A 6,798-nucleotide genomic window follows, 5' to 3' on the forward strand; every position below is an offset into this window, starting at 1 on the left:
TCCCCACCCCCCGCGCCTCCGCGGGCGGCCCCCGCACGGCCGACGACGTCCACCGCCAGATCAAGGGCTTCGCCTCCGCCGGCGCGGTCGCCCCCGGCGAGGCCGTCGACTTCCACATCACGGTGGACCCGCCCCAGCAGTTCGGCGTGGACGTCTACCGCATCGGCCACTACGGGGGCGACGGCGCCAGCAAGATCAGCACCAGCCCGCGGCTGGCCGGCATCGTCCAGCCGCCGCCGCTCACCGCGGAGCGCACGGTCTCCTGCCACCACTGGTGGCTCTCCTGGCGGCTGCAGGTCCCGTCCTACTGGAGCGTCGGCGCGTACGTGGCCGTCCTCACCACCGACGACGGGCACCGCTCCCACATCCCGTTCACGGTCCGCGACGACAACCCCGCCGACCTGCTGCTCGTCCTGCCGGACATCACCTGGCAGGCCTACAACCTCTACCCGGAGGACGGCCGCACGGGCGCGAGCCTGTACCACGCGTGGGACGAGGAGGGCAGGCTGCTCGGCGAGGCCGACGCCGCGACCACGGTCTCCTTCGATCGCCCGTACGCGGGCGCGGGCCTGCCCCTGCACGTGGGCCACGCCTACGACTTCATCCGCTGGGCCGAGCGCTACGGCTACGACCTCGCGTACGCCGACTCCCGCGACCTGCACGCCGGCCGCGTCGACCCCACGCGCTACCGGGGCCTGGTCTTCCCGGGGCACGACGAGTACTGGTCGGTCGCCATGCGCCGGGCCGTGGACGTCGCCCGCGAGCAGGGCACCTCGCTCGTCTTCCTCTCCGCCAACACCATGTACTGGCAGGCCGAGCTGTCGCCCTCAGCGTCCGGCGTCCCCGACCGGCTGCTCACCTGCCGCAAGCGCCGCGGGCCCGGGAAGCCCGCCCTGTGGCGCGAGATCGACCGCCCGGAGCAGGAGATGCTCGGCATCCAGTACGCGGGCCGGGTCCCGGAGGCCCACCCGCTCGTCGTCCGCAACGCCGGCCACTGGATGTGGGAGGCGACCGGCGCCCACGAGGGCGACGAGCTGGAGGGCATGGTCGCGGGCGAGGCCGACCGCTACTTCCCCCGTACCGTGCTCCCCGAGCACCAGGGCCGCATCCTGCTCTCCCACTCCCCGTACCGGGACATGGGGGGCGTGATCCGCCACCAGGAGACGTCCCTGTACCGCGCGCACTCCGGCGCCCTCGTCTTCGCGTCCGGCACCTTCGCCTGGTCCCCGGCGCTGGACCGCCCGGGCCACGTCGACCCCCGGATCCAGCGCGCCACCGCCAACCTCCTGGACCGCATCTGCAAACGTGACTGAGGCCGCCCCGGCGGGCCCGTACGGACCGCGCAGCGACCCCTGGCCGAGCACGGGCCTCCCGTACGGGAGAATCGAGGCATTCAGCCAGAACCACGGGGAGGAACCGTGTCCGGATTCGTCGAAAAGCCCGAGGCCCCAGAGGTCCCGGGTCTGGTGCACCTGCACACCGGCAAGGTGCGCGACCTGTACCAGAACGAGGCGGGCGACCTCGTGATGGTCGCCAGCGACCGCATCTCCGCGTACGACTGGGTGCTGCCCACGGAGATCCCCGACAAGGGCCGCGTCCTGACGCAGCTCTCGCTCTGGTGGTTCGACAAGATCGCCGATCTGCTGCCGAACCACGTCCTGGGCACCGAACCGCCGCCCGGCGCCCCCGAGGAGTGGCAGGGCCGCACCCTGGTCTGCAAGTCCCTGCGGATGGTCCCGGTCGAGTGCGTGGCCCGCGGCTACCTCACGGGCTCCGGCCTCGTCGAGTACGACCGGACCCGTACCGTCTGCGGTCTCGCCCTGCCCGAGGGACTGAGCGACGGCTCGGAGCTGCCCGGCCCGATCTTCACCCCGGCCACCAAGGCCGCCGTCGGGGAGCACGACGAGAACGTGGCGTACGAGGAGGTCGCCCGCCAGGTCGGCGCGGAGACCGCGGCCCAGCTGCGGCAGGCGACGCTCGCCGTCTACAGCCGCGGCCGCGACATCGCGCGCGACCGGGGGATCATCCTCGCGGACACGAAGTTCGAGTTCGGCTTCGACGGCGAGACGCTCGTCATCGCCGACGAGGTGCTGACCCCGGACTCGTCCCGCTTCTGGCCCGCCGACACGTGGGAGCCGGGCCGCGCGCAGCCCTCGTTCGACAAGCAGTACGTACGCGACTGGCTGACCTCCGCCGAGTCCGGCTGGGACCGCGCGAGCGAACAGCCGCCGCCCGCCCTGCCCCAGCGGGTGGTGGACGCGACCCGCGCCAAGTACGTGGAGGCGTACGAGCGCCTGACGGGCACGACCTGGGTCTGAGCAGCCGGAAAGGGAAGAACCCCCGGTCGGTGACCGGGGGTTCTTCCGTACGAGCGGACGACCAGGTTCGAACTGGCGACCTCAACCTTGGCAAGGTTGCGCTCTACCAACTGAGCTACGTCCGCGCCGCGCCGTGGCTCTCACCGTGGCGCGAGAGCAACTATACCCAACCTCGCTCCCGTGCGAGACGCACCGCCGAGTGCCGGTTCTCGACCCCCAGCTTGGACACGGCCGACGACAGGTAGTTGCGGACGGTCCCCTGGGAGAGCGCGGCCCGTTCCGCGATCTCCGCGACCGGCGCACCGTCGGCGGCCAGCTCCAGCACCTCGGCCTCGCGCGCGGTGAGCGGCGAGTCCCCGGCCGAGATCGCGTCGGCGGCCAACTCCGGGTCGACGTAGCGGTTCCCCGCGTGCACGGTACGGATGATCTCCGCGAGCCGTTGCGCGCTCACCGTCTTCGGGACGAATCCCCGCACCCCCGCCGCCAGCGCCCGCTTGAGGTGCCCGGGGCGCCCGTGGCTCGTCACGATCAGCACCCGGCAGGCGGGCAGTTCGGTGCGCAGCGATGTGGCCACCCTCACACCGTCGGCCCCGGGCATCTGCAGGTCCAGCACGGCCACGTCGGGTTCGTGCGCGCGGGCCATCGCCAGCGCCTCGGGCCCGCCGGCCGCCTGCGCCACCACGAGCAGGTCCTCCTCCAGGCCCAGCAGCGCGGCGAGCGCCCCCCGGATGAGGTGCTCGTCGTCGGCGAGCAGCAGCCGGATGGGTCGTACGGACGTCATGGAGCGACCTCTTCGCTTTCTTCGTTCTTCTCGTCCACGGAGGACGACGGGGCGGACGGGGCCGACGAGGTCGACGAGGTCGACGGGGCCGAGGAAGAAGACTGGGCCGCCGGTCCGTCCGTGGCGGCGGGAGGCAGCGGCACCTCGGCCACGACCCGGAACAGGCCGCCGCCGGCGGGGCCCGCCTCCAGCGTCCCGGCCACCGCGGCCAGCCGCTCCCGCAGCCCGGCCAGACCGGTCCCGCCGGGTCCCCGGCCGGAGCCACCGGACGGGTCCTGCCCGGACCGCTCCGCCCCGTCGTTCTCGACCGTCAGGACCACGCGGCCGCCGGCCCGCTCCAGCGACACCAGGCACCGCCGGGCGTCCCCGTGCCGCAGCACGTTCGTGGTGGCCTCCCGCACGACCCAGCCCAGCGCCGACTGGACCGCGGCGGGCAGCCCGGTCGCGGAGCCGGTCACCGTGCAGTCGACGCCGGCCGCGCCCAGCACGCCCTGCGCGCCCGCGAGTTCGGCGCCGAGGTCGGCCTCGCGGTAGCCGCGCACGACCTCGCGGACCTCGCGCTGCGACTCCTGGGCGATCCGCTGCACCTCGATCATCTGGTCGACCGCCTCGGGCCGTTCGCGGCGCGCGAGCTGCACGGCCAGCTCGCTCTTCAGGGCGATCACCGCGAGGTTGCGGCCCATCACGTCGTGCAGGTCGCGTCCGAAGCGCAGCCGCTCCTCGGCGACCGCGAGCCGGGTACGGGTCTCGCGGGCCGCGTCGAGCTCGAACACGGCGTCGAGCAGCCAGACGGAGAAGATGGAGGTGACGGCGAGGAAGCCGCCGCCCACCAGGACGGCCGTCGCCGTGCCCAGCGCGGCGGGCCCGTTGAGCCCCAGCGCGAGCGCCCCCACCCAGGACCCCGCGGCGAACCCGGCCACGATCGCCGACACGCGCCGCCGGTCGCGCACCCCGAGCGCGATGATGCCCGCCCCGAAGGACAGCACGCCCACGTAGACCGTGATCGACGCCCCGAGGGCGTCCTCGCCCTCGGGGCCGTACTCCGCGACACCGAGGGCGCCGGCCCCGAGCACCCAGGAGACGACGCCGAACACGACCAGCGTGCGCACGGGCTGCTCCCGGCCGCCGCGCGTCCAGTCGAGCGCCCGGGACGCGGTCACCACGCCCACCACGGCGTGCCCGCACAGCGCCACGAACAGCAGGAACCCCCAGCGGAAGCCCACGTGCTGCAGACCCGGCAGCCCGATCGCGACGATCTCCACCACCCCGAAGAAGTGGAAGGACCAGCGGGTGTACGTCTCGACCTTCGCCGGCGTGCTCTTGCGCCGCCACCAGACGCCCGGCCTGCGCATCCCCGGACTCCTCATGCTCCTCATGCCGGTACCGGTCCTGCTTCCGCTCAGCGCCTCGGCTCCCAGCGGAACCACTTGCGTACAGCAAACACCGCGAGCACGGTCCAGGCCAGCGCCGTCGCGATCGCGCCCAGCGTCTCGGCCGCGGAGAGGTTGCCCTCCCAGCCGCCGCGGATCAGCGTGATGACAGGGGACAGCGGCAGCAGTTCGGCGACGGTGGCGACCCGGTCGGGCATGACCTCGAAGGGCACGACGGTGCCGGAGGCCACCATCGACAGGAGCAGCAGCGGCATCGCGGCGACCTGGGCGCCCTCCAGGCTCTTGCTGAAGCTCGCGGTCACCGCCGCGAGTGCCGGCCACATCACGAGGCCCAGCAGCAGGCCCAGCACGGCCGGCAGCGGCGCCTCGGGCGCGCCCACGTCCAGCAGCGCCGCGCAGACGCCGACCAGCACCAGGCACTGCACCAGGCCGATGAGGACCGACGGGACGGCGGCACCCATCAGGATCTCTGCGTCCCGCAGCTCCCCGGTGCGCAGCCGCTTGAGGACGAGCTCCTCGCGGCGGGCGGCGTAGACGCTGACCAGCGAGCTGTAGACGGCGAAGAGGAGGGAGAAGCCGACGGCGGAGGGCAGGATGACCGAGCCGATCGAGAGGCCGGCCCCCTCCAGGTCCATGTCCTCGACCGTCGAGCGCACGCTGAGCGGCAGGACCAGAGGTACGAAGACGGCCGCGAAGAAGGTGGCCCTGCTGCGCGCGAGCAGGGTGAGTTCGGCGCGTGCGAGGGAGGTGATGCGCCCGACCGCGGTCACGGTCGGTGCCTGGGGTGCGGTCCTGGTGACGGTGTCCGTGCTCATGCCACGTGCTCCTTGTCCGGGCGGGCGGTGTTCTTCGGGGCGGTGCCGCCCTGCACGGCGCGTGCCATGCGGGCGTCCTGCTCGGACACGTCCCGCGCGATCCGCAGGAACGCCTCCTCCAGGGAACCGGAGCGCACATCGAGCCCGCGCAGTTCGACGCCGGTCCGTTCGGCCCACGTCAGCAGCCCGGTGGCGGCCCGTTGCAACTCGTTCGTGTGCAGCCGCAGGACCCGTCCCACGATCTCGTGCCCGGTGACGCCGAGGGAGTCGAGCGGCGGCAGGTCGCCGGGGAAGTAGCCGGCGGGCAGTTCGAAGGAGATCCGCGACGGCTGGGAGGCGGTGACCTCGGCCGGGGTGCCGGAGACGGCGATCTGCCCGGCGTGCAGGATCGCGAGCCGGTCGGCGAGCCCCTCGGCCTCCTCCAGGTAGTGGGTGGTGAGCAGCACGGTGGTGCCCGTCGCACGCAGTTCGCGCACCAACTCCCAGGTCTCCTGGCGTCCTTCGGCGTCGAGGCCGGTGGTCGGCTCGTCCAGGAACAGCACCTCGGGCCGGCCGAGGAGCGCGAGCGCGAGGTCCAGGCGCCGCTTCTCGCCGCCGGAGAGCTGCTTGACGCGTACGCCGGCCCGGCGGGTGAGGCCGACCAGTGACAGGGCCTCGCCCTCGGGGCGGGCGCCGGTCGTGCACCCCGCCCACATGCGCACCGTCTCCGAGACGGTCAGCTCGGACGGGAAGCCGCCTTCCTGGAGCATGAGGCCGATGTGCGGGCGCACCGCGGCGCGCTCGGTGTACGGGTCGTGGCCGAGGACCCGGACGCGGCCGGAGGCCGGGCGCGCGAGGCCCTCGATGAGTTCGACGGTGGAGGTCTTGCCGGCGCCGTTGGTCCCGAGCAGGGCGAAGAGTTCGCCGCGGCCGACCTCGAAGGACACCCCTCGGACCGCTTCGTACCCTCCGTCGTACACGCGCCGCAGGTCTGTGACCTCGATCACGGGCTCATTGGTAGTCATGACTCAAGCGTGGCGGCGGCGGGTGCCGGTCGGCAGTGCGGCCTGTCACCACTGCACATGACAAATGTCAGAAGCGGACGCGGAGGTACGGTGCCGTGTCCGGGCGCACGAGAAAGGCCCCGGTCGATGACCGGGGCCTTTCCCTTCTCCGGAGCGGACGACCAGGTTCGAACTGGCGACCTCAACCTTGGCAAGGTTGCGCTCTACCAACTGAGCTACGTCCGCATTGCCTCCGACCGGCTCTCACCGATCGGCGCGAGCATCAGCCTACCTGATCCCAAGAGCGATCAGATCTGCGATGCAGAGCGGGTGACAGGAATTGCACACTGCGCCTTCCCCCTGGAAGGGGGATGTTCTGCTACTGAACTACACCCGCGTGACTCCGGTGAGCCGGGCCTTTCGGCCTTGCCCCTCGGCGTGCTCCAGACTCTAGCCGATGGCCAGGGGTACTACGCAAGTCGACTCCCCCCGGCCCCCGATGACCACCCC

The 6,798-nt window shown here is 72.8% G+C and carries 6 protein-coding genes and 3 tRNA genes; 2 read left to right on the plus strand and 7 right to left on the minus strand.

All coding sequences use genetic code 11. From position 1 onward, the window contains the following. Together FGF04_RS19570 and FGF04_RS19575 are read left to right on the plus strand one after the other, a co-directional pair. Positions 1 to 1,313, plus strand: a 1,313-nt coding sequence (locus FGF04_RS19570) for a N,N-dimethylformamidase beta subunit family domain-containing protein (protein ID WP_149512673.1), incomplete at its 5' end; no start/stop codon positions are given. Positions 1,314 to 1,418: 105 nt separating this feature from the next. Continuing rightward, on the plus strand, positions 1,419 to 2,318 hold the full coding sequence (locus FGF04_RS19575) for a phosphoribosylaminoimidazolesuccinocarboxamide synthase (RefSeq protein WP_149512602.1): 900 nt from the start codon (positions 1,419 to 1,421) through the stop codon (positions 2,316 to 2,318). 52 nt (positions 2,319 to 2,370) lie between these two features. On the opposite strand, the gene FGF04_RS19580 is transcribed toward FGF04_RS19575, so the two are convergent. The 7 genes from FGF04_RS19580 to FGF04_RS19610 all read right to left on the minus strand — a co-directional run bounded on the left by FGF04_RS19580 (position 2,371) and on the right by FGF04_RS19610 (position 6,685). Beyond that, a tRNA-Gly gene (locus tag FGF04_RS19580) sits at positions 2,371 to 2,443 on the minus strand. Between the two features lie 35 nt (positions 2,444 to 2,478). Beyond that, positions 2,479 to 3,099, minus strand: a complete 621-nt coding sequence (locus tag FGF04_RS19585) for a response regulator transcription factor (RefSeq protein ID WP_149512603.1) — start codon at positions 3,097 to 3,099, stop codon at positions 2,479 to 2,481. Further along, positions 3,096 to 4,451: a sensor histidine kinase gene (locus FGF04_RS19590; RefSeq protein ID WP_149512604.1), complete on the minus strand. Its 1,356-nt coding sequence runs from the start codon at positions 4,449 to 4,451 to the stop codon at positions 3,096 to 3,098. The genes FGF04_RS19585 and FGF04_RS19590 overlap by 4 nt, the downstream gene beginning before the upstream one ends. A 47-nt stretch (positions 4,452 to 4,498) precedes the next feature. Further along, positions 4,499 to 5,305 carry an ABC transporter permease gene (locus FGF04_RS19595; RefSeq protein ID WP_149512605.1) on the minus strand — a complete coding sequence of 269 codons (807 nt, stop codon included), beginning with the start codon at positions 5,303 to 5,305 and terminating at the stop codon, positions 4,499 to 4,501. After that, positions 5,302 to 6,309: an ABC transporter ATP-binding protein gene (locus tag FGF04_RS19600; RefSeq protein WP_149512606.1), complete on the minus strand. Its 1,008-nt coding sequence runs from the start codon at positions 6,307 to 6,309 to the stop codon at positions 5,302 to 5,304. The genes FGF04_RS19595 and FGF04_RS19600 overlap by 4 nt, the downstream gene beginning before the upstream one ends. A gap of 152 nt (positions 6,310 to 6,461) precedes the next feature. Continuing rightward, positions 6,462 to 6,534, minus strand: a tRNA-Gly gene (locus FGF04_RS19605). A gap of 79 nt (positions 6,535 to 6,613) precedes the next feature. Then, positions 6,614 to 6,685 (minus strand) — tRNA-Gly (locus FGF04_RS19610). Positions 6,686 to 6,798 lie beyond the last annotated feature (113 nt).

Source organism: Streptomyces apricus (assembly GCF_008369065.1).
Taxonomy (GTDB): domain Bacteria; phylum Actinomycetota; class Actinomycetes; order Streptomycetales; family Streptomycetaceae; genus Streptomyces; species Streptomyces apricus.